At 67.5% G+C, this 22750-nt stretch carries 19 protein-coding genes and 1 pseudogene; 9 read left to right on the top strand and 11 right to left on the bottom strand.

Annotated elements, in window-relative coordinates; translation table 11 throughout:
* Nucleotides 1-57 precede the first annotated feature (57 nt).
* The 3 genes from AC3WQZ_RS10395 (at nucleotide 58) to AC3WQZ_RS10385 (ending at nucleotide 4065) form a co-directional block, all read left to right on the top strand.
* Nucleotides 58-2520 (top strand): penicillin acylase family protein, encoded by a 2463-nt coding sequence (locus AC3WQZ_RS10395; protein ID WP_439667924.1) that lies wholly within the window; start codon nucleotides 58-60, stop codon nucleotides 2518-2520.
* Nucleotides 2521-2641: 121 nt separating this feature from the next.
* On the top strand, nucleotides 2642-3349 hold the full coding sequence (locus AC3WQZ_RS10390; RefSeq protein ID WP_439667923.1) for a glutamine amidotransferase: 708 nt from the start codon (nucleotides 2642-2644) through the stop codon (nucleotides 3347-3349).
* A complete protein-coding gene (locus AC3WQZ_RS10385; protein WP_492300470.1) occupies nucleotides 3346-4065 on the top strand; it encodes an MOSC domain-containing protein in 720 nt (239 codons plus the stop codon). Before AC3WQZ_RS10390 ends, AC3WQZ_RS10385 begins: the two co-directional genes overlap by 4 nt.
* Before the next feature lie 11 nt (nucleotides 4066-4076).
* Here the strand turns inward: AC3WQZ_RS10385 and AC3WQZ_RS10380 are convergent, their stop codons facing one another.
* Nucleotides 4077-4328, bottom strand: a complete 252-nt coding sequence (locus AC3WQZ_RS10380; RefSeq protein WP_439667921.1) for a DUF1289 domain-containing protein — start codon at nucleotides 4326-4328, stop codon at nucleotides 4077-4079.
* A 167-nt stretch (nucleotides 4329-4495) separates the two neighbouring features.
* Between AC3WQZ_RS10380 and AC3WQZ_RS10375 the strand changes: the two genes are divergently transcribed.
* Both AC3WQZ_RS10375 and AC3WQZ_RS10370 read left to right on the top strand, forming a co-directional pair.
* Nucleotides 4496-4966 (top strand): PaaI family thioesterase, encoded by a 471-nt coding sequence (locus tag AC3WQZ_RS10375; RefSeq protein WP_439667920.1) that lies wholly within the window; start codon nucleotides 4496-4498, stop codon nucleotides 4964-4966.
* A gap of 145 nt (nucleotides 4967-5111) precedes the next feature.
* Nucleotides 5112-5450: pseudogene (locus AC3WQZ_RS10370) on the top strand (cation diffusion facilitator family transporter); the annotation flags it as partial.
* Between the two features lie 181 nt (nucleotides 5451-5631).
* On the opposite strand, the gene AC3WQZ_RS10365 reads toward AC3WQZ_RS10370, so the two are convergent.
* A complete protein-coding gene (locus AC3WQZ_RS10365) occupies nucleotides 5632-6177 on the bottom strand; it encodes a carboxymuconolactone decarboxylase family protein (protein WP_010809527.1) in 546 nt (181 codons plus the stop codon).
* 123 nt (nucleotides 6178-6300) lie between these two features.
* Between AC3WQZ_RS10365 and AC3WQZ_RS10360 the strand changes: the two genes are divergently transcribed.
* On the top strand, nucleotides 6301-7266 hold the full coding sequence (locus AC3WQZ_RS10360; RefSeq protein WP_492299548.1) for an AraC family transcriptional regulator: 966 nt from the start codon (nucleotides 6301-6303) through the stop codon (nucleotides 7264-7266).
* 28 nt (nucleotides 7267-7294) lie between these two features.
* Here the strand turns inward: AC3WQZ_RS10360 and AC3WQZ_RS10355 are convergent, their stop codons facing one another.
* From AC3WQZ_RS10355 to prpB, 6 genes are all read right to left on the bottom strand, one after another.
* Nucleotides 7295-8419: an asparaginase gene (locus AC3WQZ_RS10355; protein WP_010809525.1), complete on the bottom strand. Its 1125-nt coding sequence runs from the start codon at nucleotides 8417-8419 to the stop codon at nucleotides 7295-7297.
* Nucleotides 8420-8646: 227 nt separating this feature from the next.
* The gene (locus tag AC3WQZ_RS10350) at nucleotides 8647-10101 is read right to left on the bottom strand and encodes a bifunctional 2-methylcitrate dehydratase/aconitate hydratase (protein ID WP_011615389.1); all 1455 of its coding nucleotides are present in this window, start codon (nucleotides 10099-10101) and stop codon (nucleotides 8647-8649) included.
* Nucleotides 10102-10127: 26 nt separating this feature from the next.
* Complete coding sequence (gene prpF, locus AC3WQZ_RS10345) at nucleotides 10128-11318, bottom strand: 2-methylaconitate cis-trans isomerase PrpF (RefSeq protein ID WP_010809523.1); 1191 nt, start codon at nucleotides 11316-11318, stop codon at nucleotides 10128-10130.
* Between the two features lie 61 nt (nucleotides 11319-11379).
* Nucleotides 11380-13992: a Fe/S-dependent 2-methylisocitrate dehydratase AcnD gene (gene acnD, locus AC3WQZ_RS10340; RefSeq protein ID WP_058698636.1), complete on the bottom strand. Its 2613-nt coding sequence runs from the start codon at nucleotides 13990-13992 to the stop codon at nucleotides 11380-11382.
* A 122-nt stretch (nucleotides 13993-14114) separates the two neighbouring features.
* A complete protein-coding gene (gene prpC / locus AC3WQZ_RS10335) occupies nucleotides 14115-15272 on the bottom strand; it encodes a bifunctional 2-methylcitrate synthase/citrate synthase (RefSeq protein WP_011615387.1) in 1158 nt (385 codons plus the stop codon).
* 87 nt (nucleotides 15273-15359) lie between these two features.
* On the bottom strand, nucleotides 15360-16268 hold the full coding sequence (gene prpB, locus AC3WQZ_RS10330; protein WP_010812107.1) for a methylisocitrate lyase: 909 nt from the start codon (nucleotides 16266-16268) through the stop codon (nucleotides 15360-15362).
* Between the two features lie 281 nt (nucleotides 16269-16549).
* Here prpB and prpR point away from each other — a divergent pair, with 281 nt between their 5' ends.
* Nucleotides 16550-18514 carry a propionate catabolism operon regulatory protein PrpR gene (gene prpR, locus AC3WQZ_RS10325; protein WP_492300468.1) on the top strand — a complete coding sequence of 655 codons (1965 nt, stop codon included), beginning with the start codon at nucleotides 16550-16552 and terminating at the stop codon, nucleotides 18512-18514.
* A gap of 13 nt (nucleotides 18515-18527) precedes the next feature.
* Here the strand turns inward: prpR and AC3WQZ_RS10320 are convergent, their stop codons facing one another.
* Complete coding sequence (locus tag AC3WQZ_RS10320) at nucleotides 18528-19529, bottom strand: cysteine synthase A (protein ID WP_058698775.1); 1002 nt, start codon at nucleotides 19527-19529, stop codon at nucleotides 18528-18530.
* Between the two features lie 115 nt (nucleotides 19530-19644).
* Complete coding sequence (locus AC3WQZ_RS10315) at nucleotides 19645-19938, bottom strand: putative quinol monooxygenase (protein ID WP_010812104.1); 294 nt, start codon at nucleotides 19936-19938, stop codon at nucleotides 19645-19647.
* Between the two features lie 223 nt (nucleotides 19939-20161).
* Between AC3WQZ_RS10315 and AC3WQZ_RS10310 the strand changes: the two genes are divergently transcribed.
* On the top strand, nucleotides 20162-21379 hold the full coding sequence (locus AC3WQZ_RS10310; protein WP_037024475.1) for an HD-GYP domain-containing protein: 1218 nt from the start codon (nucleotides 20162-20164) through the stop codon (nucleotides 21377-21379).
* A 16-nt stretch (nucleotides 21380-21395) separates the two neighbouring features.
* Here the strand turns inward: AC3WQZ_RS10310 and AC3WQZ_RS10305 are convergent, their stop codons facing one another.
* Nucleotides 21396-22304: a LysR family transcriptional regulator gene (locus AC3WQZ_RS10305; RefSeq protein WP_492294339.1), complete on the bottom strand. Its 909-nt coding sequence runs from the start codon at nucleotides 22302-22304 to the stop codon at nucleotides 21396-21398.
* A 115-nt stretch (nucleotides 22305-22419) separates the two neighbouring features.
* On the opposite strand from AC3WQZ_RS10305, the gene AC3WQZ_RS10300 reads away from it, so the two are divergent.
* Nucleotides 22420-22737 (top strand): DMT family transporter, encoded by a 318-nt coding sequence (locus AC3WQZ_RS10300; RefSeq protein WP_010812101.1) that lies wholly within the window; start codon nucleotides 22420-22422, stop codon nucleotides 22735-22737.
* Nucleotides 22738-22750 lie beyond the last annotated feature (13 nt).

The following is a 22750-nucleotide window of genomic DNA, read 5'->3' as shown; positions in this document are numbered from 1 at the left end:
TGCGGATAATGTGCGGAAAACACGCACAACATAACGAGAGTCATTGGGGGAGCAACGATGCGCTGGTTTGGTCGGCTGACCAGGTTTGTGGCGGGGCTGCTGGTGCTGGCGGTGGCCGGCGCTGCCGCGGCCCTGGTCTGGTATCGCCATGCGGCGCAGCCGCCTGCATCCGGCCAGGAAGCGCTGGCGGGTTTGCGCGGCCAGGTCACGGTCGTGCGCGACGGCCATGGCGTGCCGCATATCCGCGCCGCCAGCAAGGCGGACGCCTGGTTCGCGCTGGGCTACGTCCATGCACAGGACCGGCTGTGGCAGATGCAGATGAACAAGCGCGTCGTGGCAGGCCGGCTTGCGGAGATCCTGGGACCGTCCGCGCTCGATACCGACAAGTTCCTGCGCACGCTGGGCGTGCGCCGCAATGCCGAGGCCATCCTGGCGCAGGCCTCGCCCGAGACCCGTGCCGCGCTGCAGGCCTATGCCGACGGCGTCAATGCCTGGATCGACCATCGCAAGGGCCCGCTGCCGCCTGAATTCCTGCTGTTGCGCGCGCAGCCCGAGCGCTGGGAGCCGGCCGATACGCTGGGCTGGCAGACCATGATGGCCTGGGACCTGGGCGGCAACTGGACCCAGGAAACCCTGCGCATGCGGCTGGCGCAAGTGCTGCCGGTGGCCCGCATCAGCGAGTTGCTGGCGCCGTATCCGGGCGAGCAGCCGGTGCGCACCATGGATTACGGCCATCTGTACCAGCAACTGGCACCGCTGGCGAATGCCATGGCCAGCGTCGGCGACAAGGCGCCGCCGGGTTATGTCGAGGGCATGGGCTCGAACAACTGGGTGGTGTCGGGCGCGCATACGCAATCGGGCAAGCCGATGCTGGCCAATGACCCGCACCTGGGGCTGCAGGCGCCCGCGCTGTGGTATTTCGCCAGGATGACGGCGCCCGGCCTGGACGTGGCCGGCGCCACGCTGCCCGGCATGCCGCTGGTGGTGCTGGGGCACAACGACCGCATCGCCTGGGGGCTGACCAATACCGCGCCCGATGTGCAGGACCTGTATATCGAACGGCTGCGCCCCGGCAACGACACCCAGTACCAGACCCCGGACGGCTGGGCCACATTCGAGATCCGCACCGAGACCATCCGCGTCAAGGGCGCCCCGGACGTGGTGCTGAAGGTCCGCGCCACGCGCCACGGCCCGGTGATTTCCGATGTGGCCGAGCCGCTTTCGGCTGCCGCGGGACCGCTGGGCGCACAGTATGTGGTGGCCTTCCAGTGGACCGCGCTGCGCCCGGACGACCGCACCTTCCAGGCGGGGCTGCGCATGAACGAGGCGCGCGACTGGGCCGGCTTCACGGCGGCGCTGCGCGACTTCCATTCGCCGCAGCAGAACATTGTCTATGCCGATGTCGACGGCAATATCGGCTTCTATGCACCCGGACGCGTGCCGCTGCGCCGGGCCGACAACGACCTCAAGGGGCTGGCGCCGGCGCCCGGCTGGGATGCGCGCTACGACTGGACCGGCTTTATTCCGTTCGAGGCACTGCCGCACCGCTACAACCCGGCCGACGGCGTGATCGTGACGGCCAATCAGCGCATCGTCGCACCGGACTACCCGTACTTCATCACCAGCGAATGGACCGTGCCGTATCGCTTTGACCGGATCAAGGCGCTGCTGGCGGACACGCCCAGGCACAGCTTCGACAGCTTTGCGGCAATCCAGAAAGACGTGGTCTCGCTGGCCGTGCGCGATGCCTTGCCGCTGCTGCTGGCCGCGCCCGTCAGCCGCGATGCGGCGCGGCCCGAGCGCGAACGCGCCTTGCTGGAAGCGCTGCGCAAGTGGGACGGAAACATGGACCCGGGGCGCGCCGAGCCGCTGGTCGTCACCGCCTGGCTGCGCGAGTTGTCGCGGCGGCTGTTCGAAGAGAAGGCGGGTGAGGCGATCTTTGTCCGCCTGTGGGACCAGCGTAACGTGCAGCAGCCCATGCTCAACATCCTGCGCGATCCGCGCACGCTGGGCGCGTTCTGGTGCGACCGGCAGCATACGCGCGCGGCAGAGACCTGCGACGACGCCATCGCGGACGCCTGGACCCGGGCCATGGCGGACCTGTCGCGCCGCTACGGCGACGACGCCGCCCGCTGGCGCTGGGGCGAGGCGCACACGGCCCGCTCCGAGCACAAGCCCTTCGGCAAGGTGGCGTACCTGTCGCCGCTGTTCAACCTGCGCGTGCCGACCGGCGGCGATACCTATACGGTCAATGTCGGCCGCCACAACCTGCGCGACGACAAGGCGCCGTTCGAGAACACCCACGCGGCCAGCGTGCGTGCGCTATATGACCTGGCGGACCTGGAGGCGTCGCGGTTCATGGACTCCACCGGGCAGTCAGGCAACGCGCTGTTGCCGCGCTACCGCGACTGGGCCGGCAAATGGGCCGCGGTCGAGTACGTGACGATCCCGCCCGTGCCATCGCTGCCGCAGCAGGATGCGCCAGATGCGCTGATCCTGGTGCCGGCTGCGACCAAATAGCGCAGATTACGACATGCCGTGCTGAGAATGCTCGCAAATACGCGAGATCCAGCCATGGTCTTCGCGGGGCGCAGCAATTGACGCTACCATGGGAACCCCTTTCGACCGGCAGGAGTCCCCGATGGCAACGCGTACCACCCATGTGATCCAGCACGTCGCATTCGAGCATGCGGGCGTGATCGGCAATGCCTTGCGCGCGCGCGGGCACGCGTTGCAGGTGTTCCAGGCCGGCGTCGATGACCTGGCACCCGTCGCGGACAATCCGGCCGACCTGCTGCTGATCCTGGGCGGCCCCATCGGTGTCTATGAAACCGATGCCTATCCCTGGCTGGAGGCCGAGATCGCTCTGATCCGCCAACGCCTGGCGGCTGGCGGCAAGATGATCGGGGTTTGCCTGGGCGCGCAGCTGATCGCGCGTGCTGCCGGCGCGCGCGTCTACGCGGGCACGCGCGAGATCGGCTGGGCGCCGATTGCGCCTACGCCAGCGGGGCAGGATTCCGCGCTGGCAGAACTGGCTGCCGCCCACTGGGAGGTGCTGCACTGGCATGGCGATACCTTCGACCTTCCGCCCGGCGCGCAACTGCTCGCGTCCACTGCCGCGGTACGGAACCAGGCCTATGCCATCGGCAACCAGGTGCTGGCGCTGCAATTCCACCCCGAGGTCATGCCGCGCGATATCGAGGCCTGGCTGATCGGCCATACCGTCGAGCTGGCCAAGGCCGGCATCGATCCGCGCACCATCCGCGCGCGTACTGCGGAAGTCGGTGCCACGGTGGCGGCCGCGGGCGAGCGCATGTTCGCGCGCTGGCTGGAGGAAGCCGGGCTATGAGCCAGCCGGCATTGCCCGTGCGCGCGGCGATCGGCGCCGTATTGACGGGGCAGGTACGCCCGTTCGGGCCAAAGGGCGTGCCCAGCGGCATCGCCAAGACCGCGGCTGGCGAGCGGATTCGCGTGACCGCGCTTGGACTCGAAGGCGACGGGCAGGGCGATCCGCGCCATCACGGTGGTCCGGAAAAGGCGCTGCACCACTACGCCTTCGATCATTACCCGGCGTGGCGCGAGGAACTGGCTGCGCACGGCGCGCAAGGCAACGGTGTGCTCGACGTTGCGGGGGCCTTCGGCGAGAACCTGAGCACCACCGGGCTGACCGAGGCCTCCGTCTGCATCGGCGACCGCTTCCGCCTGGGCACGGCGCTGGTGGAGGTGTCGCAGGCACGACAGCCGTGCTGGAAGCTCAATCATCGATTCGGCTATGCAGGCATGTCGCGCGCCGTGCAGCAAAGCCTGCGCACCGGCTGGTACTACCGTGTACTGGAGACTGGCGACGTGGCGGCGGGCGATACGCTGGAACTGGTGGCGCGCCCCTGTCCGCGATGGTCGCTGCAGCGCCTGCTGCAGGTGCTGTATGTCGACCGGCTGGACTATGCCGCGCTTGCGGAAATGTCAGAGCTGGCACCGCTGGCCGAGAACTGGCGCAAGCTTGCGCGGCAGCGCGTGGAACGGCGCGAAATCGAAGATATGGAGCGGCGGCTGGCGGGCGGCTGAGCGCCGCCGCGTCAGCCCTGGCGGAACCGCTGCCCCGTGCCTTCGCGCGTAATGCGCTCCCAGACCACCTGCTTTTCCTCTTCGCTGAAGAACACCCAGTTGCTGACCTCGGCCGCGGTGCGGCCGCAGCCCTGGCAGATCTCGTCGAACAGCGTCGAGCAAATGCCGATGCAGGGGCTGTCCGGGCGCTCGGACAGCGTGGAATCCGTGGTGCCGTGATCCGGTTCGGGGCGGGGCGGGGCGGATTCTGAGGGCGACGGCATGGTGGCGGGAGGGATTGGGGTGAAACGGCCAGCCATTATATCGGGTACGAATGACAGGCAGTCGGAATGCCGGGCTGGGCCGGCGAGGATTACGTCTGACGTAATTGAGCCGTGTAGACCATGCGCTTACGCTGCAGGCACGACGTAAGCCGTTCACAGGAGCCCAAATGTCACAAGCCCTTGCCACCTTGCCCCGCCAGCACGATCGCCACGCTGCGGTCGACCCCCGCATGCGCATTATGGTAGACAACGTCCTGATCGGCTCCCCGGTGGCGCGCGCCCTCGGCGTGCGGCTGGCCAGCCTGGCTCCCGATCATGTCGAGCTGGAGATGCCATTCCTGCCGACCAACGTGACCAACGGCAGCATCGTCCATGGCGGTGTCATTGCCACGCTGATCGATATTGCCGGCGCCGCGGCGGCAGCTTCTGGCGGCAGTGCCGACGATGTGAAGGGCGGGGCGACCAGTTCGCTTTCTATCCAGTACCTGGCCCCGGCAAAGGGTACGGCGCTGCGCGCGGTGGCGATGGTGGTGCGGCGTGGGCGCCGGCAGGTGGTCACCGACGTGTCGGTCTATGCGGAAGCGCCGGACGAGGGCGTACTGGTGGCCAAGGCGTTGATGAGCAGTGCCATGTTCTGAATCCGGAGCGGACGCATCGCGCGCCCGTTTTTTCAAATTTATAAAACGCAATTAACCGCCGTATTTTCACCTTCACACCCAGGCGCGCCAGTACACTGGCGCGACCTGCTTCCACTGCAAAGGGGCAGCTTCGTGGAGGAAAGCGATGCAGCATGGGCCTGAAACTGCGCAGCAGGGCGGGGCGTCCCCGGCATCTGCCGCATCCGAGACGCTCCCGGCAAGCCCCGTATCTTCGGGGTCGCGTATCGCTGTCTACGGTGCGATTGCCGCCAACGTGGCGATCGCTGCCACCAAGTTTGTCGTCGCCGCCGTGACCGGCAGCTCGGCCATGCTGTCCGAGGCCATCCATTCCACCGTCGACACCGGCAATGAGCTGTTGCTGCTGGTTGGCATGGCGCGCAGCCGCCGGCCGGCCGATGCCATGCACCCGTTCGGGTACGGCAAGGAGCTGTATTTCTGGAGCCTGATGGTCGCGGTGCTGCTTCTGACGCATCGCCACCGCTACCGTTGCCAACGGCGCCGCGGGCGCCATCGACCGGATCGAGCGCCGCATCCGGGCGCGGTTTCCTCAGGTCAGCCGGATCTTTATCGAAGCCCGGCTGATGACCAAGGGCACGCGCGTGCGGCGGCCTGAATGCCACCACCGCGCACCTGGTTGCGGCAGATTACGCAGCCGCGCGCAGCTTGATCTTCGGAAAATCGACCGGCACCGCGAAGGCAACGTTCACGTAGTTGGTGAACAGGTTCAGCGCCACATGCGCCAGGATCTCGACGATCTGTTCGTCGTTGAAGCCAGCCTCGCGCAATTGCGCCACATCCGCATCGCTGACCTGGCCGCGCTGGTTGACCAGCTTGAGCGCGAACGACAGCGCTGCGGCGGTCCGTGCATCCTGCGCCCGGCCAGCCTGCGCCTCGGACATTTCCTGGGCGGTGGCGCCGGCCTTCCGGCCCAGCGCGGTGTGGGCGGCGAGACAGTATTCACACTGGTTTCGATCGGCCACGGCCACGGCGATCTTCTCGCCCAGGGCCGCACCCAGCACACCGCCGCCGAGCGCACCGAACGCGCGCCACATGCTGCGCAACGCAGCGGGCGAATTGGCGACAGCACGGAACATGTTCGGGGCGACGCCAAAGGCACCGTGGATCTCGGCCAGCAGGGCCTGGCTGTCGCCCGTGGCAGTGGCGGGATTGACGAGGGGAACGCGGGACATGGTGGACTCCTTGGTACAGGTTGAAAGGACAAGGCAGTTGCGATCGCCTTGACTGCAGTATGGGTAACCATCGAGTACCATTGGGTGCGTAAAGTCCTACGTACATACCAATTCGTCCAGACCATGCCTGAACCCATCGACCGGCTTTCCGCGCTGCTGGAGCGGTTTCGCGCGCGTGCGCACCTGTTCCACCAGGGACCGCTGTGCGGGCTGACTCAGTTCGCCGCGCAGCCGGGCCGCGGCTTCCTGCATGTCCTGCGCCGCGGCGAACTGGAGCTGCGGCACCCGCCGGGCTCGGGCCTGCCGGGCACCCTGCGCTTTGACGAGCCCACGCTGCTGTTCTACCCGCGCCCGGTCCACCACATGTTCCACAACCCGCCGCAGGAAGGCTCGGATTTCACCTGTGCGGCGCTGGACTTCGACGGCGGTGCGCGCAACCCGGTAGTGCGCGCGCTGCCGCCGCTGATCGCCTTGCCGCTGGCGCACGTGGCCGGCCTGGAGCAGTCGCTGGCGCTGCTGTTTGCCGAGGCCGGCCAGGTGCGCTGCGGCCACCGCCTGCTGGCCGACCGGCTGTTCGAGGTGGTGCTGATCCAGCTGCTGCGCTGGCTGATCGACCACCACCAGGAGGCCGGCATCCAGGCGGGCCTGATTGCCGGCCTGTCCGACCCGCGCCTGGCACGCGCGCTGGTGGCGCTGCACGAGGCGCCGGGCGAGCCGTGGGACCTGCCGCGCATGGCGGCGCGCGCGGGCATGTCGCGCAGCGCCTTTGCCGCGAGTTTCCGGCGTGTCGTGGGGCAGCCGCCGGCCGACTACCTGACCGACTGGCGCCTGACACTGGCCCAGGCGCAGTTGCGCCTGGGCCGACCGGTGAAATCCGTGGCGCTGGAGCTGGGCTATGCCAATGCGTCCGCGCTGTCGCGCGCGTTTACGGCACGGCTGGGCCAATCGCCAAGGCAATGGCTGGAACGGGAAGAAGAGGGAAAGGAAGGGGAGACGGCCGGGAAATTGCTGCCGGCCGATGCAGCCGCCGGTTTGCTCCCCTCTCCCGCGCGCGGGAGAGGGGCTGGGGGAGAGGGCGGGAGCGTCTAGCGGCGATACCGCCTGCTCCACGAGCTCATCAGTACTTCCAGAAGACCTGCTGCAGCGCCTTGGCGTCGTTGGTCTGCGTCAGCGCCAGCGCCATCAGGATGCGTGCCTTCTGCGGCAGCTGGTCGTCGGTGACGATCCAGTCGTACTTGTCATCCGGCTGCTCTGCGTTGCGCACCACCACGCCGCTGCCGGTGCGCGAGGCGCGCACGATCTGCACGCCCTTGGCGCGCGCGGCCTTGAGCGACTCCACCATGTAGTCGCCGACGCTGCCGTTGCCGGTGGCCGCGTAGATGATGGCCTTGGCACCGCTCTTCACCGCGGCGTCGACCGCGGCTGGATTGGCGTTGCCGTAGGCGTAGAGCACTGCCACCTCAGGCAGCTTGTCGATCTTGTCGATGTCCCACTGCGTCTGCTGCGTGTGCGGACGCGCCGGCAGGCGGTAGAACAGCGTGCGGCCTTCGACCACGTAGCCCAGCGGGCCGAACGGCGAGCGGAAGGTCTCGGTCTTGAAGGTGTTGCTCTTGGTGACGTCGCGGCCGGTGTGGATCTCGTCGTTCAGCACGGCCAGCGTGCCCTTGCCCTTGGAGGCAGGGTTGGAGGCGACCAGCACGGCGTCGTACAGGTTGAGCGCGCCATCGGCGCCCAGCGCGGTGCCCGGGCGCATCGAACCCACCACCACCACCGGCTTGTCGCTCTTGAGCGTCAGGTTCAGGAAGTAAGCGGTTTCCTCGATGGTGTCGGTGCCGTGCGTAATGACGATGCCGTCCACGTCCGGCTGCTTGAGCAGTTCCGATACGCGCTTGGCCAGCTTCAGCAGGCGTTCGTTGTTGAAGCTCTCCGAACCGATCTGGAAGATCTGCTCACCCTTGACGTTGGCGACCTTGGAGATTTCGGGCACCGAGGCGATGATCTTGTCGACCGGCACCACGGCGGACTGGTAGGCCGCGGTGTTGGTCACCGATGCGCCGGCGCCGGCAATGGTGCCGCCGGTGCCGATGATGACGATATTGGCCTTGCGGGCTTCGGCCTGGGCGGTGGCGGGTGCGGCGGCGGATTGTGCGGCGGGGGCGAGCTGCGCGTGGGCAGTGCCGGTGATCAGGCTCGCCGACAGCAGGGCAGCGGCCAGCGTGGTGACGCGGGCGAAGTGTTTCATGTTTCTCCTCGGTATCTATACGAACGTGTGGCCCGTACTGGAATCGGCACGACATACCTTATGGGTGGAATGGTGCCGTCCGTGTTCAGTCGGTGGCTGCCGGCAGCGGGGCCTGTGATGCAGGGCCCGTTCAGGCAGCGGCAGTGACTATACGTGAGGAGAATTTGGCGCGGGAGGGGCGCTGCAAGGGTTATGCCGATTCGGCATGAAGTTGCCCGGGCGATAACTCAAATCGCATACATATCGAGGTACTCATTGACCGGCATGGCCTCCAGCCGCGCCTGGTCCAGCGACGCGGCAAGGATGGCCTGCTGCTGTTTCGGCGGGAAGCGGCGGGCGAGGTTGGTGCGGAATTTTTCCACCAGCAGCGGGATGCCCTCGGCGCGGCGGCGCTTGTGGCCGAGCGGATATTCGACCAGCACCTCGTCCAGCACGGTGCCGTCCGCCAGCGTCACGGTCAGCGCATTGGCGATCGAGCGCTTGGCGGGGTCGTGATAGTCGCGCGTCAGCGCGGGGTCTTCCACACAGGTGATCCTGCCGCGCAGCGCGTCGATGCGCGGGTCGGCGGCAATCCTGTCTTCGTAGTCGGCGGCGGTCAGGCGGCCGAACAGCAGCGGCACGGCCACCATGTACTGGATGCAGTGGTCGCGATCCGCCGGATTGCTGAGCGGGCCCTGCTTGTCGATGATGCGCAGGCAGGCCTCGTGGGTGCGGATGGTGATGGCGGCGATATCGGCCGCGCTGCGCCCCGCGAGCGCCAGCGCGCCGTGCAGCTGCATCGCTGCCTCCACCGCGGTCTGCGCGTGGAATTCAGCCGGGTACGAGATCTTGAACAGGATGTTCTCCATCACGTACGTCCCGTACGGCCGCTGGAAGCGGAACGGCTGCCCCTTGAACAGCACGTCGTAGAAGCCCCAGGTCTTTGCCGTCAGCACCGACGGGTAGCCCATCTCGCCGGTGCGGGCGATCAGCGCCAGCCGCACCGCGCGGCTGGTGGCGTCGCCGGCGGCCCAGCTCTTGCGGCTGCCGGCGTTGGGGGCGTGGCGGTAGGTGCGCAGGCTCTGGCCGTCGACCCAGGCCAGCGACACGGCATTGAGGATCTCGTCGCGCGTGAGGCCTAGCATCTGCGCGACCACGGCGGTGGAGGCCACCTTGACCAGCACCACGTGGTCCAGCCCGACCTGGTTGAAGGAATTCTCCAGCGCGATGCAGCCCTGGATCTCATGTGCCTTGATCATCGCCGCCAGCACTGCCTTCATCGTCAGCGGCTTGCGCCCGGCGGCGATGTGGTTGCGCGAGATCCAGTCAGCGGTGGCCAGGATGCCGCCGAGGTTATCCGACGGATGACCCCATTCGGCAGCGAGCCAGGTGTCGTTGAAGTCCAGCCAGCGGATCATCGCGCCGATATTGAACGCGGCCTGGACCGGATCGAGCTGGAACTGGGTGCCCGGCACGCGCGCGCCGTTGGGCACGATCGTGCCCGGAACAACGGGACCCAGCAGCTTGGTACAGGCCGGGTAGGAGAGGGCTTCGAGCCCGCAACCGAGCGTGTCGATCAGGCAGTTGCGGGCGGTGTCATAGGCGAGGCCGCTCTTGATCTCGTACCGGGTGACATAGTCGACGATGTCGACCAGCACCTGGTCCGGATCGGGGCGTTGCGCGGACGGCGTGTCGGTGGACATGAACGGCCTCGCGGGTGCGGCTCAGCTCAGAACGCGTCGCCGGGCACGCGCACCCAGCCTTCCATCAGCACGCGCGCGCTGCGGCTCATGATGGCCTTCTTGACCGCCCATTCGCCGTCGACCTGCTGCGCCTCGGCGCCCACGCGCAACGTGCCGGACGGATGCCCGAAACGCACCGCGTTGCGCTCGCCGCCGCCGGCGGCCAGGTTGACCAGCGTGCCGGGGATGGCGGCGGCGGTGCCGATCGCCACCGCTGCCGTGCCCATCATGGCGTGGTGCAGCTTACCCATCGACAGCGCGCGCACCAGCAGGTCCACATCGGCCGCGGCCACCTTCTTGCCGCTGGAGGCGACGTAGTCGACCGGCCTGGCGACAAAGGCCACCTTGGGCGTGTGCTGGCGCTTGGCGGCCTCGTCCACGTTCTTGATCAGGCCCATGCGCAGCGCGCCGTAGGCACGGATGGTCTCGAACATCGCCAGCGCCCTGGTGTCGCTGTTGATGGCGTCCTGCAGCTCGGTGCCGGTGTAGCCGATGCTCTCGGCGTTGACGAAGATGGTCGGGATGCCGGCGTTGATCATGGTGGCCTTGAGCGTGCCCACGCCCGGCACTTCGAGGTCGTCGACCACGTTGCCGGTGGGGAACATCGCGCCGCCGGCGCCTTCTTCCTCGGCGGCCGGATCCATGAACTCAAGCTGCACTTCGGCGGCCGGGAAGGTCACGCCATCGAGCTCGAAATCGCCGGTTTCCTGCACTTCACCGTTGGTGACGGGCACATGGCCGATGATGGTCTTGCCGATATTGGCCTGCCAGATGCGCACCACGGCCACGCCGTTGTGCGGGATGCGGCTGGCATCGACCAGGCCGGCGCTGATGGCAAAGGGACCGACCGCTGCCGACAGGTTGCCGCAGTTGCCACTCCAGTCGACAAAGGGCTGGTCAATCGAGACCTGGCCGAACAGATAGTCGACATCGTGGTCGGGCCGCGTGCTCTTGGACAGGATGACGGTCTTGCTGGTGCTGGAGGTGGCGGCACCCATGCCGTCGATCTGCTTGCCATAGGGGTCGGGGCTGCCGATCACGCGCATCAGCAGCGCGTCGCGGGCCGGGCCGGGCACTTGTGCCGTTTCCGGCAAATCCTGCAGGCGGAAGAACACGCCTTTGCTGGTGCCGCCACGGATATAGGTGGCGGGAATCTTGATCTGGGGTACGTGAGTCATGGAAATCTTTGTCCTGGTTGGCCCGGGCGGCATGCGTGCCGCTCGGGCCCTTTGTCACAGCTTATGCAGTTGCCCGCGACGACTCAAGGAAGTCCTGCGCGAAGCGCTGCAGCACGCCGCCAGCTTCGTAGATCGACACTTCCTCGTCGCTGTCGAGGCGGCAGGTCACCGGCACTTCCACGCGCTCGCCGTTCTTGCGGTTCACCACCAGTGTCAGCGTGGCGCGCGGCTGGCGCTCGCCGATCACGTCATAGGTCTCGGTGCCGTCCAGGCCCAGCGTCAGGCGGTTCACGCCCGGCTTGAACTCCAGCGGCAGCACGCCCATGCCGATCAGGTTGGTGCGGTGGATGCGCTCGAAGCCCTCGGCGACGATGACTTCCACGCCGGCCAGGCGCACGCCCTTGGCGGCCCAGTCGCGCGACGAGCCCTGGCCATAGTCCGCGCCGGCGATGATGATCAGCGGCTGCTTGCGATCCATGTACGTCTCGATCGCTTCCCACATGCGCACGACCTTGCCTTCGGGCTCGATGCGCGCCAGCGAACCCTTCTTGACCTGGCCATCGACCACAGCCATTTCATTGATCAGGGTCGGGTTGGCAAAGGTGGCGCGCTGCGCGGTCAGGTGGTCGCCGCGGTGGGTGGCGTACGAGTTGAAGTCCTCTTCCGGCAAGCCCATCCTGGCCAGGTATTCCCCGGCGGCGCTGTTGAGCATGATGGCGTTGGACGGCGACAGGTGGTCGGTGGTGATGTTGTCGCCCAGCACCGCCAGCGGACGCAGCGCCTTGAGCGTGCGTTCGCCGGCCAGCGCGCCTTCCCAGTAGGGCGGGCGGCGGATGTAGGTGCTCTGCGGACGCCAGTCGTACAGGGGACTGACCGATTCGCCGCTGGCCGCGGTAATGGCGAACATCGGCTCGTAGACCTTGCGGAACTGTTCGGGCTTGACGCTCTTCGCCACGATCGCGTCGATCTCTTCGTCGCTCGGCCAGATGTCCTTCAGGTAGACCGGCTTGCCGTCCTGGTCCGTGCCCAGCACGTCCTTTTCGATATCGAAGCGGATGGTGCCGGCGATGGCATAGGCCACCACCAGCGGCGGCGAGGCCAGGAAGGCCTGCTTGGCGTACGGGTGGATGCGGCCATCGAAGTTGCGGTTGCCGGACAGCACTGCCGTCGCGTACAGGTCGCGGTCGATGATCTCTTGCTGGATTTTCGGGTCCAGCGCTCCGGACATGCCGTTGCAGGTGGTGCAGGCAAAGGCGACGATGCCGAAGCCAAGCTTCTCGAGGTCGGGCAGCAGATTCGCTTCTTCCAGGTACAGCTCGACTGCCTTGGATCCCGGGGCCAGCGACGACTTGACCCACGGCTTGCGCGCCAGGCCGCGCGCATTGGCGTTGCGCGCCAGCAGCGCGGCGGCGATCACGTTGCGCGGGTTGCTGGTGTTGGTGCAGCTGGTGATGGCGGCGATGATGACCGCGCCGTCCGGCATCAGGCCTTCGGCTTCCTGCGCGCGGGCCTTGTCCAGGTCGACGGCGATGCCGCGCTCGGCCAGCGCGGAGGTCGGCAGGCGCTTGTGCGGGTTGGACGGGCCGGCCATATTGCGCACCACGCTCGACAGGTCAAACTTCAGCACGCGCTCGTATTCGGCGTTCTTCAGCGAATCCGCCCACAGGCCGGTGGTCTTGGCGTACGTCTCGACCAGCTTGAGCTGCTCATCGGTGCGGCCGGTCAGGCGCAGGTAATCGATGGTCTGCTCGTCGATAAAGAACATCGCCGCGGTGGCGCCGTATTCCGGCGCCATGTTGGAGATGGTGGCGCGGTCGCCGAGCGTCAGGCTCGAGGCGCCTTCGCCGCGGAACTCCAGGTAGGCGCCGACCACCTTCTCCTTGCGCAGGAACTCGGTCAGTGCCAGCACGATGTCGGTGGCGGTGATGCCAGGCTGGCGCTTGCCCGTCAGCTCCACGCCGATAATGTCCGGCAGGCGCATCCACGAGGCGCGGCCGAGCATCACGTTCTCGGCTTCCAGGCCGCCCACGCCGATGGCGATCACGCCGAGCGCATCCACATGCGGGGTGTGGCTGTCGGTGCCGACGCAGGTATCGGGGTAGGCCACGCCGTTGTCGGCGTGGATCACCGGCGACATCTTCTCCAGGTTGATCTGGTGCATGATGCCGTTGCCCGGCGGGATCACGTCGACGTTCTTGAACGCCTGCTTGGTCCAGTCGATGAAGTGGAAGCGGTCTTCGTTGCGGCGGTCTTCGATGGCGCGGTTCTTGGCGAACGCATCGGGGTCGAAGCCGCCGCACTCCACCGCCAGCGAATGATCGACGATCAGCTGCACCGGCACTACCGGGTTGACCTTGGCGGGGTCGCCTCCCTGTTCGGCGATGGCGTCGCGCAGGCCGGCCAGGTCCACCAGCGCGGTCTGGCCCAGGATGTCATGGCACACCACGCGCGCCGGGAACCACGGGAAATCGAGGTCGCGCTTGCGCCCGATCAGCTGCTTGAGCGAATCCGTCAGCGTGGCGGGATCGCAGCGGCGCACCAGGTTTTCTGCCAGCACGCGCGACGTGTACGGCAGCTTGTCGTAGGCACCCGGCTGGATTGCCTCGACCGCGGCGCGCGCGTCAAAGTAATCCAGCTTGGTGCCCGGTAGCGGTTTGCGGTTTGCAGAATTCATGGTGTAGGGAAATCAATATAGGTATGAAAAAGGGGTAGTGGTCCCATGTCAGCGACCAACTACCCCCTTGCCCGCAGGCCCGGATCAAGGCAACCCGACGCGGAGCAAACCGGCAGCCGGTCTTACTTGCGATCCTTCAGCGGCACGAACTTCAGGTTCTCCGGACCGGTGTAGTTGGCGCTCGGGCGGATGATCTTGTTGTCGATGCGCTGCTCGATAATGTGCGCGGCCCAGCCCGAAGTACGCGCGATCACGAACAGCGGCGTGAACATCGCCGTCGGCACGCCCATCATGTGGTAGCTCACCGCGCTGAACCAGTCCAGGTTCGGGAACATCTTCTTGATGTCCCACATCACCGTTTCCAGGCGCTCGGCGATGTCAAACATCTTCATCGAGCCGGCATCCTTAGACAGCTTCTTCGCCACTTCCTTGATCACCTGGTTGCGCGGGTCGCCGGTGGTGTACACCGGGTGGCCGAAGCCGATCACGACTTCCTTGTTCTCGACGCGGCGCGTGATGTCGGCCTGGGCCTCGTCGGGGTTGTCGTAGCGCTTCTGGATCTCGAACGCGACTTCATTGGCGCCGCCGTGCTTGGGGCCGCGCAGTGCGCCGATGGCGCCGCTGATCGACGAATACATGTCCGAGCCCGTGCCGGCGATCACGCGGGCGGTGAAGGTCGAGGCGTTGAACTCGTGCTCGGCGTACAGGTTGAGCGAGGTGTTCATGGCGCGCTCCCACAGCGCCGACGGCTTCTCGCCGTGCAGCAGGTGCAGGAAGTGGCCGCCGATGGAGTCATCGTCGGTTTCGACTTCGATACGGCGGCCGTTGTGGCTGTAGTGGTACCAGTACAGCAGCATCGAGCCGAGGCTGGCCATCAGCCGGTCGGCAATGTCGCGCGCGCCCGGGGTGTTGTGGTCTTCCTTCTCCGGCAGCACGGTGCCCAGCACCGACACGCCGGTGCGCATCACGTCCATCGGGTGGGCGCTGGCGGGCACCCATTCCAACGCGGCCTTCACATTGGCGGGCAGGCCGCGCAGGCTCTTGAGCTTGGCCTTGTAGGCGGCCAGTTCGGATTTGGTCGGCAGCTTGCCGTGTACCAGCAGGTGGGCGATTTCCTCGAACTCGCAGGTCTCGGCGATGTCGAGGATGTCGTAGCCGCGGTAGTGCAGGTCGTTGCCAGTGCGGCCGACGGTGCACAGCGCGGTATTGCCGGCGGTCACGCCCGACAGGGCGACGGATTTCTTGGGCTTGGGAGTGACGAGCGGTTGCGCTTCGGACATCTGGGTCTCCTTTATGTGATGCCTGGTATTGCCTGTCTGTTGTCGTGCAAGCGGCCGGGACAAAGCCCGGCCGCGCGTGAGTCTTGCTTACTTGCCCTTGCCTTGTGCGAAGAGCGCGTCAAGCTTCTGCTCGAAGTCATGGTAGCCGATGCTCTCGTAGAGCTCGGCGCGGGTCTGCATGGTATCGACCACGTTCTTCTGCGTGCCGTCGCGGCGGATGGCCGCGTAGACGTTTTCCGCCGCCTTGTTCATGGCGCGGAAGGCCGACAGCGGGTACAGCACCATCGACACGCCGGCGCCGCCGAGTTCCTCGGTGGTGAACAGCGGCGTGGCGCCGAATTCGGTGATATTGGCCAGCACCGGCACCTTCACCGCATCGACAAACTTGCGGTACATGGCCAGGTCGGTCATGGCTTCCGGGAAGATGGCGTCGGCGCCGGCTTCCGCGCACGCGACGGCGCGCTCGATGGCCTTGTCCAGGCCTTCGACGGCGAGCGCGTCGGTGCGGGCCATGATGACGAAGTTCTCGTCGGTGCGGGCGTCGACGGCGGCCCGGATGCGGTCGACCATTTCACCCTGCGTGACGATTTCCTTGTTGGGACGGTGGCCGCAGCGCTTGGCGCCGACCTGGTCTTCGATGTGCATGGCCGCCGCGCCGAACTTGATCAGCGACTTGGTGGTGCGGGCCACGTTGAAGGCCGAGGCGCCGAAGCCGGTGTCGACGTCCACCAGCAGCGGCGTGTCGCACACGTCGGTGATGCGGCGGATATCGGTCAGCACGTCGTCCAGGTTCGAGATGCCCAGGTCCGGCAGGCCCAGCGAGCCGGCCGCAACGCCGCCGCCCGACAGGTAGATGGCCCGGTAGCCGGCGCGCTTGGCCAGCAGGGCATGGTTGGCATTGATGGTGCCGACTACCTGCAGCGGATGCTCGTCGGCAAGCGCCTGGCGGAAGCGGGCGCCAGCGGAGCGCGCGAGGTCGGAAGCGGAGTAGGTCATGGCGTATGCGTTGGTGAACAGGACGGGCCCAATACTGCAAGGGGTGTGCCAAGCCCTTGGACGGGATCTCGGAAAATCCGCCAGCCCTTGTCAGCGCTGGGCTGGCGGACAGGGTGGCTGACCTCGCCGCCGATTTCATGTCATCTTTTCAGCACAATTGAATTTCAAAATCCCAAGTTTGGAATTCAAAGTTGAAATCCCGGCCTGCGTGGCGGACAATGTGCCAGCACTGTACGCCTGTTCGTCCCGGGTTTCATCACGCATTCCTTCCGCATTGCACCATGGCTCCTCCCGTTTCCACGCAAGCCCGTCCGCGCATCTGGGCCATCGGCATCAGCCGCCTGGCGCGCGCCTTTGCCGACCTGATTCCGGCCTATGCCGACCGGGCCGAATTCCGCATCGTCGGCAAGGGTTTCGAGGCCGCCGCCAGCGCCGTGGCGCGCGAGGCGCGCGAGGGCCGGCTCGATGTGGTGGTGGCGGGCGGCTCCAACGGCGCCTACCTGCGCCAGCACGTGGACGTGCCGGTGGTGCTGGTCAAGGTCACGGGCTTTGACGTGATGAGCGCGCTGGCCACCGCGCGGCGCATCTCGCCGCGGGTGGCGCTGGTCACGCACGCGTCGACGTATGCCGAGGTGGATGAATTCGTGCGTGCGTTCTCGCTGTCGGTCCCGGCCTATACCTACCTGACCGAGGACGATGCCGTGGCGCGCGTGAAGGCGCTCAAGCAGGAGGGCATCCAGGTCGTGGTCGGCCCCGGCCTGGTGACCGACCTGGCCGACCGCTATGGCCTGACCGGCGTGTTCCTGTACTCCGGCAACTCGGTGCGCATGGCGCTCGAAGACGCGATCGAGGCTGCGCGCCTGCGCCGCATCGAGGCCACCCGGCGCGACTACGTCAACACCATCCTGGCGCACCTGAACGAGGGCGTGGCGGCCGTGGATGCCGAAGGGCGCATCCAGTCGTTCAACCCGGCGATGGAGCGTTTTCTCGGCACTTCCGTTGCTGCCGCGGTCGGGCGCAAGCTGCAGACGCTGGCGCCAAACCTGGCGCTCGAAGGCGTGATGCAGAGCGGCGACAAGGAGCTGGAAGCGATCCACAAGCTCGGCGACAAGATGGTGGTGGTCAACCGCATCCCCATCATCGGCGAGGCCGGGACCACCGGCGCGGTGCTGACCATCCAGGACGCCAGCGCGATCCAGCGCGTGGACCGCAACCTGCGCTCGCGCGCGCGCACGCGGCCGGCCGGGGTGCGCTACAGCCTGGACGACCTGGCCGGCACCTCCGCGGCCATGACCGAGCTGCGCGAGCTGGCGCGGCGCTATGCGGCGGTGGATTCCACCGTGCTGATCGGCGGCGAGAGCGGCACCGGCAAGGAGGTGCTGGCGCAGGGCATGCACGACGCCAGCCCGCGCCGCGCCTTCCCGTTCGTGGCGGTCAATTGCGCGGCCTTCCCCGAGGCGCTGCTGGAGAGCGAGCTGTTCGGCTATGAAGAGGGCGCCTTCACCGGCGCGCGCCGCGGCGGCAAGGCCGGCCTGTTCGAGTCGGCCCACAACGGCACGCTGTTCCTCGACGAGGTGGGCGACATGCCGTCCGCGCTGCAGACGCGCCTGCTGCGCGTGCTGCAGGAAAAGCAGGTGCTGCCGATCGGCGGGCTCGACGCGGTGCCGGTCAACGTGCGCGTGATCGGCGCCACCCACCGCGACCTGGCCGCGATGGTGCGCGATGGTTCCTTCCGGCAGGACCTGTACTACCGCCTCAATATCCTGCGCATCGAGATGCCGCCGCTGCGCGACCGCTCCGAAGACCTGCAGGAGCTGGCCGAGCTGCTGTACCGGCGCGCCCAGGAGCGCCTGGGCATGGACCGGCCGCAGCGCCTGCCCGCCGCGGCCCGCGCGCGGCTGGCGCGCTACCGCTGGCCGGGCAATATCCGCGAGCTGGAAAACGTGACCGAACGGATCGCCGTGCTGGTGGCCGGGCGCCGGCTGGACAGCGAGGCGCTGCAGCGCGAGCTGCAGGCGGCCGTGCCGGAGCTGTTCGGCGATGGCATGCTGGCGCCGGCCGAGGCCGACGCTGAGCCCGCCGCGCCGGCAACACGCCCGCGCCGTTCACTGGCCGGCGTGAAGCAGTCCAGCGAAGTCGAGCATATCCGGCGCGTGCTGGCCGAGTGCGGCGGCGACCGCGCCGCGGCCTGCCATATCCTTGGCATCAGCCCGACCACACTGTGGCGGCGGCTCAAGGCAGCGTGAACCGCGCTGGCATTTACCCGGCTGGGCCGGCGCGCCGGAACGGAATCGGCTGCAACCCCTTGCCCTCCAGCCAGGTTTCATTGAACAGCCGTGCCATGTACAGGTCGCCGCGGTCGCAGAGCAGCGTGACGATGGTATGGCCCGGCCCCATCTCGCGCGCCAGCGCCACCGCGGCGCCGACGTTGATTCCCGACGACCCGCCCAGGAACAAGCCCTCCTCGCGCAGCAGGCGGTAGACCATGTCCACGCAGGTCTGGTCGTCGATCCGCACCGCATCGTCGATGGGCGTGTCCTGCAGGTTGGCGGTGACGCGGCTGGTGCCGATGCCCTCGGTGATCGAACTGCCCTCGGCCTTGAGCTCGCGGTGTTTGACGAAGTTGTAGAGAGCGCTGCCGTGCGGGTCGGCCAGCACGATGCGCACGCCGGGCTTGTGCTCTTTCAGGCAGCGCGCGATGCCGGCCAGCGAGCCGCCGGTGCCGGTCGAGCAGGTGAAGGCATCGATATGCCCGCCGGTGGCGTGCCAGATCTCGGGGCCGGTGGTCTCGTAGTGGGCCTGGCGGTTGGCCAGGTTGTCGAACTGGTTGGCCCAGATCGCGTTGTCGGTCTCGTCGGCCAGCCGGCCGGCAATCTTCTGGTAGTTGTCCGGATCGGCGTAAGGCTTGGCGGGCACCGCGCGGACCTCGGCGCCGAGCATGCGCAGCCGCTCCATTTTCTCGGGCGACTGCGTATCGGGTATCACGACGATGCAGCGGTAGCCGCGCGCCGCGCACAGGTGGGCCAGGCCGATGCCGGTATTGCCCGCGGTGCCTTCGATGACCGTGCCGCCGGGCATCAGCAGCCCGCGCCGTTCGGCATCACGGATGATGTAGAGTGCCGCGCGGTCCTTGACCGAGCCGCCAGGATTGAGGAATTCCGCCTTGCCGTAGATATCGCAGCCGGTCTCGGCGCTCAGGCCGGCCAGCCGGATCAGCGGGGTGTGGCCGATGGTGCCGGCAAATCCATCCCTGACTTCCATGGTGCACTCCTGCCGTGCCCACTGCGGGCGTCACATTGAGTGATAGATCGGTGCGGCGGGAATGACAAGCAGGGGGATGGCCGAAAGTGATCGGGATTGCCCGTGGCCGGGCGGATCAGGCGGCGTTGAGCCAGCGGAAACTGAAATCGCCTTCGACGAAATCCGCGCGCGATGCGTGGAAATCGCGCATATAGGGCCGGTTCAGGTGCGATTCGAGCGCGCGCTTGGAGTCCCAGACCATGTAGATCACGAATACCCGCGCATCTTCGGCGTCTTGCCCGACGTGGTAGTCCAGGCAGCCGGGCTCGGTCAGCCCGCGCGAGCGCAGCGTGGTGAGCTGGGATACCAGCGCCTCGCGGCGGTGGGTCTTGGCACGGGCGATGCCGACTAGCGTGTACGTTCCGGACATGGGTGAACGGGGGCGACTGGCTGGCGTCTGTGAGCACTGGGCAGGCCATTGTAGCGCCGGCGGTACCGCCCCCGGCAATGCCCGAGGACGCCGTCCGGGCATTCGGGCAGCGCTTGACAAGGGCGGGCGGCACGGTTCTCCCCGCAACGGGGGCTAAAGTCCTGCCGGCGGCTGCCGATATCCGGATCGAAAACAAGAAAACCATCATCCGAGGGGGTAGCGCATGTTGAGACGCATACGGTCGGAACAACTGCAGGTCGGGATGTTTGTCGCCAGGCTTGGCGGCCCGTGGATCAGCCATCCGTTCTGGCGCGCCAGGTTCCTGGTCGCCAATGAGGAGCAGGTTCGGCAGATACAGTCGGCAGGGGTGCAGGAGGTCTGGATCGACATCCTGAAGGGCCGCAACGTAGCAGCGCCGGACACGCCGGAAATGCCCGGACCGGTCCCGCAGTCCGCGCCCGACCCCATGGACCCGGCCACCGCGCCGCCACCCGCCGCCACCCTTGATGCCGAGATTGTCCGCGCGCGCGAGCTGCTGCAATCCGGCAAGGCCGTGATCGGCTCGATGTTCGCCGACATCCGCATGGGCCGGGCGCTGGAGGTCAACGGCGCGCTGCTGCTGGTCGATTCCGCCTCACGTTCGCTGTCGCGCCATGGGCAGGCGTTGCTGGCGCTGGCGCGGCTCAAGGCGCGTGGCGACGAAAACTACCTGCACGCCTTCGCCGTCTGCGCGCTGATGATCGCCGTCGGCCGCACGCTGGGCCTGCCCGACGACGAGGTGCGCGAGCTCGGCCTGGCCGGCCTGGTCCACGACATCGGCAAGCTGACGCTGCCCGATACTCCGGTGCACAAGGCCAGCGAACGCACGCCCGAGGAAGAGGAGATCTACCGCCGGCACCCTTCGGCTGGCTACCGCATCCTGAACGAGGCCCGGCTCTATTCGAACATCCCGCTCGATGTCTGCGTCCACCATCACGAACGCGTGGACGGGCGCGGCTTCCCCTACGGCCTGGCGGGGAGCGAACTGAGCGTGCACGCCAAGATCGGCGCAATCTGCGATGCCTATGACTCGCTCACTTCCAGCCGCCCGGGCCACCAGCCGTGGTCGCCGGCCCGCGCCATGGAATACATGGCCGTGCGTGTCGACACGCTGTTCGACCGGCGCGTGTTCAAGGCCTTCACCCGCACCGTCGGCATCTACCCGCTCGGCACCGTGCTGCGGCTGCGTTCGAACCGGCTGGCAGTGGTCTGCGCGCAGAACGAGGCCGATCCGCTGCGGCCGAAGGTGATGGCGTTCTATTCCGTGTCGCAGTCAAGGCCGACTCCCACCGAACTGATCGACCTGCGCCACAGCGACGAAACGGTGGTGGCGTTCGAGAATGCCGCTGACTGGGGGTATGCGGATGAGCAGCTGATGGAGATGTATGCGGCGGCGGCATGAACCGGGGGGCAAGTCTTCAGCCCGCCACCCATTCCCCTTGCCTGAGCCGCTCATACAGGAAATCGCCCAGCACCCGCACGCGCGCGCTGTGCCTGAGATCCGGATGCGTCAGCACCCATAAATCGGTATCCATGGCTACATCGACTGGCGCCAGCCGCACCAGCTCTGGGTCGGCCCCGGCCAGCAGGCACAGCAGCATGCCGGCGCCCATGCCGTGCCGCACGGCATCCGCCATCGCCACCAGGCTGTCGGCGCTGACGGCGCGGCGGGGTTCGGGCACGTGGTCGCGTATCCAGCGCGCCTGGGCAAGGTGTGACAGCGCTTCGTCCGGCACGACCCAGTCATAGGCCGACCAGTCCGCCAGCCGCGGATGGTCGGCTTCCGTTGGCAGGCCGAGCTGCTGCAGGTAGCGCCGCGCCGCGTATGGTGCCGTCTGCAGCCGCCCGATACGGCGGCCCACCAGGTACTCCGGCGGCGCATTCGCCGGCCGGATCGCCACATCGGCCTCGCGCCGGCTCAGGCTCAGGAAGCTGTTGTTGATGACGATCTGCAGCTGGATGCGCGGGTGCATCGACCGGAATTCCGCAAACAGGGGCATCAGCAGTCCACCCAGCAGCGTGTCGGTCGTGGTCACGCGCAACGGGCCGCTCAGCTGGCTGTCGAGGCCGGACAGCTGGCGCTGGGCCGCATCGATCTGCTCGCCGACGCCGGCAAGGCGGTGCGCCAGGGCCTCGCCGGCGGCGGTCATGGCGTAGCCGGTGGCATGGCGTTCGAAGAGCAGGGTGCCCAGGGTCTCTTCCAGCCGCGCCAGCCGGCGCAGCACCGTGGAATGGTTGACATGCAGGGCGCGCGCGGCGCCGGCGAGCGAGCCGGACTGGCCCACGGCAAGGAAATACTTCAGGTCGTCCCAGTCTGCTTCCTGCATGTTTGCATAGCCCCTTTGCGGAATTCGCCAGTTCTCGTGCTGATCTGCACAGCCTACAGTGGCGTGGCGTGCCCGGCAATGGGTCGGGCCGCAGACCTGGACGAAAGACATGGCAATGGCGTGGATGCTGCTGGTGCTGGCGGGCCTGATCGAGATCGTGATGGCGCTGGCGCTCAAACATACCGACGGCTGGACGCGGCCCGGGCCGACGGCACTGGGCATCGGGGCGGCGCTGGCCAGCATCTTCCTGCTCAGCGCGGCGCTGCGGCACCTGCCGGTCGGGACGGCGTACGCAATCTGGACCGGGATCGGGGCGATCGGGGTGACGGTGGTTGGCATCCTGTTCCTGGGCGAAAGCGCGGCGCCGATGCGGCTGGTGTTGATCGGGCTGATCTTCGTCGGGATTGGCGGCTTGAAGCTGCTGCCGGCCTGAGCCCCGGCCCTGG

This window comes from Cupriavidus sp. FW305-26, from assembly GCF_058787975.1.
The sequence above is the reverse complement of the archived record's forward strand: the minus strand, read 5'-3'. Positions and strand labels throughout refer to the sequence as shown.

Coding starts and splice junctions, on each gene's coding strand:
- AC3WQZ_RS10395 (WP_439667924.1), top strand. CDS start 58: ATGCGCTGGTTTGGTCGGCTGACCAGGTTTGTGGCGGGGCTGCTGGTG.
- AC3WQZ_RS10390 (WP_439667923.1), top strand. CDS start 2,642: ATGGCAACGCGTACCACCCATGTGATCCAGCACGTCGCATTCGAGCAT.
- AC3WQZ_RS10385 (WP_492300470.1), top strand. CDS start 3,346: ATGAGCCAGCCGGCATTGCCCGTGCGCGCGGCGATCGGCGCCGTATTG.
- AC3WQZ_RS10380 (WP_439667921.1), bottom strand. CDS start 4,328: ATGCCGTCGCCCTCAGAATCCGCCCCGCCCCGCCCCGAACCGGATCAC.
- AC3WQZ_RS10375 (WP_439667920.1), top strand. CDS start 4,496: ATGTCACAAGCCCTTGCCACCTTGCCCCGCCAGCACGATCGCCACGCT.
- AC3WQZ_RS10365 (WP_010809527.1), bottom strand. CDS start 6,177: ATGTCCCGCGTTCCCCTCGTCAATCCCGCCACTGCCACGGGCGACAGC.
- AC3WQZ_RS10360 (WP_492299548.1), top strand. CDS start 6,301: ATGCCTGAACCCATCGACCGGCTTTCCGCGCTGCTGGAGCGGTTTCGC.
- AC3WQZ_RS10355 (WP_010809525.1), bottom strand. CDS start 8,419: ATGAAACACTTCGCCCGCGTCACCACGCTGGCCGCTGCCCTGCTGTCG.
- AC3WQZ_RS10350 (WP_011615389.1), bottom strand. CDS start 10,101: ATGTCCACCGACACGCCGTCCGCGCAACGCCCCGATCCGGACCAGGTG.
- prpF (WP_010809523.1), bottom strand. CDS start 11,318: ATGACTCACGTACCCCAGATCAAGATTCCCGCCACCTATATCCGTGGC.
- acnD (WP_058698636.1), bottom strand. CDS start 13,992: ATGAATTCTGCAAACCGCAAACCGCTACCGGGCACCAAGCTGGATTAC.
- prpC (WP_011615387.1), bottom strand. CDS start 15,272: ATGTCCGAAGCGCAACCGCTCGTCACTCCCAAGCCCAAGAAATCCGTC.
- prpB (WP_010812107.1), bottom strand. CDS start 16,268: ATGACCTACTCCGCTTCCGACCTCGCGCGCTCCGCTGGCGCCCGCTTC.
- prpR (WP_492300468.1), top strand. CDS start 16,550: ATGGCTCCTCCCGTTTCCACGCAAGCCCGTCCGCGCATCTGGGCCATC.
- AC3WQZ_RS10320 (WP_058698775.1), bottom strand. CDS start 19,529: ATGGAAGTCAGGGATGGATTTGCCGGCACCATCGGCCACACCCCGCTG.
- AC3WQZ_RS10315 (WP_010812104.1), bottom strand. CDS start 19,938: ATGTCCGGAACGTACACGCTAGTCGGCATCGCCCGTGCCAAGACCCAC.
- AC3WQZ_RS10310 (WP_037024475.1), top strand. CDS start 20,162: ATGTTGAGACGCATACGGTCGGAACAACTGCAGGTCGGGATGTTTGTC.
- AC3WQZ_RS10305 (WP_492294339.1), bottom strand. CDS start 22,304: ATGCAGGAAGCAGACTGGGACGACCTGAAGTATTTCCTTGCCGTGGGC.
- AC3WQZ_RS10300 (WP_010812101.1), top strand. CDS start 22,420: ATGGCGTGGATGCTGCTGGTGCTGGCGGGCCTGATCGAGATCGTGATG.